Origin of the sequence: Shigella sp. FC1967, assembly GCF_001743005.1 — a bacterium.
Classification (GTDB): Bacteria; Pseudomonadota; Gammaproteobacteria; order Enterobacterales; family Enterobacteriaceae; genus Proteus.
The window spans coordinates 1-1,326 of record NZ_MIIZ01001008.1 but is presented as its reverse complement, the minus strand read 5'-3'; the positions used below and the strand labels follow the sequence as shown (position 1 = coordinate 1,326).

The window sequence follows — 1,326 nt, the reverse complement described above, 5'->3', positions numbered from 1 at the left end:
ATTTTAATCACCACAACTTTAGCTATATCCGTGCTCTATCATGAGGAAAGCATTAATAGAGTAATTATAAACTTCACTAATGCCACTTTTTTATCATCTTTTTTTGTTATTTATATTTTAAAATTCTTTATCAGTATAGTGTTAGGTTCTAGCATTATTTTATTTTGCTTTATCCACTGATAAGTATGCTAAAGTATCAAACAATGCTTTAGGTATTTATTTAATCCATCCTATTATTTGTTTTATTTTCTTACAAACCTTAACTTATTTTCATGTGGAATATAGTTTATTAGTAATAATATTACTAACACTATCAACCATTAGTATTTGTCTTTTATTAACTTTAAATTCAACTATTCGCTGGTTTATTGAACCTAAATTGAATTTCAATAAGTTAATACGTTAGAAGTACTGAACATCATACTTTTCCCTCTTGAAATTAACTACATTGGTACTATTTACCAATGTAGTTAATCGTAATTTCATTATAGTCATTAAATGATGTAACTTAATACCTAGTATTTAAATATTAAATTTATAGCTTATATTTATTCAAGCATGTGTTTAAAAATTTTAAGCATGACAGGTAATTTAATATAACCTTCTTTATCAAGAAAAATGTCCAGCATCATTTTCAATGATAAATTTTTGGTTTGTAAATTTATTTGCTAAAATATTGGGATGATTTAGGGCTTACAACCCAATCATTGGATGATATTAATGAAACTCTTTTATCTGATATTTTAATTAATTTACTATAATTCAGATCCTGATAAATATGAGAATTTAACTCAGGTAAAGTTTTTTGCTCACTATTAAAACCAGCGACTAAAATATATCCACCTATTTTTATATTTTCAGAAGCCCGTTCAGAAAGAAAACGCAATAAAGTTATACATCCCAGGCTATGCCCAACAAGAATAGTATCTTTATCAAGTATTATGTTTTCATCAGCTAGTTTTTGCTGCCATTCACTAGGACTAGGATGATTAGATTCAGGCATCATTGGTATACTGATATCACATCGTGACTGCTCCCCACTGTAATCGGCGAGGCTTCCCACTTCTCAGACCGCAACCCTCTGTACGACGGATTTACGCGGGTCTCCATGGGCTGAAACGACGAGTCCCGCCGCGTGTAATTCCAATATGCCCTTGTGTCGGATATTGATTGACGCATTGATATCTCGGTCATGTTCAACTCCACATTCAGGGCATTGCCAGATACGCTTATGTAGTGGCATTTCTGACATTTTATGACCGCAACAATGACAGGTTTTCGAACTGGCAAACCATTGATCCAGTTTTACCAGATGGACGCCTTTTT

At 31.7% G+C, this 1,326-nt stretch carries 2 protein-coding genes; both read right to left on the bottom strand.

Annotated elements, in window-relative coordinates:
- Positions 1–661: 661 nt before the first annotated feature.
- A complete protein-coding gene (locus BHE89_RS17410; protein ID WP_286146254.1) occupies positions 662–1,006 on the bottom strand; it encodes an RBBP9/YdeN family alpha/beta hydrolase in 345 nt (114 codons plus the stop codon).
- 60 nt (positions 1,007–1,066) lie between these two features.
- Positions 1,067–1,326, bottom strand: a 260-nt coding sequence (locus tag BHE89_RS17405; protein ID WP_141008328.1) for a zinc ribbon domain-containing protein, incomplete at its 5' end; no start/stop codon positions are given.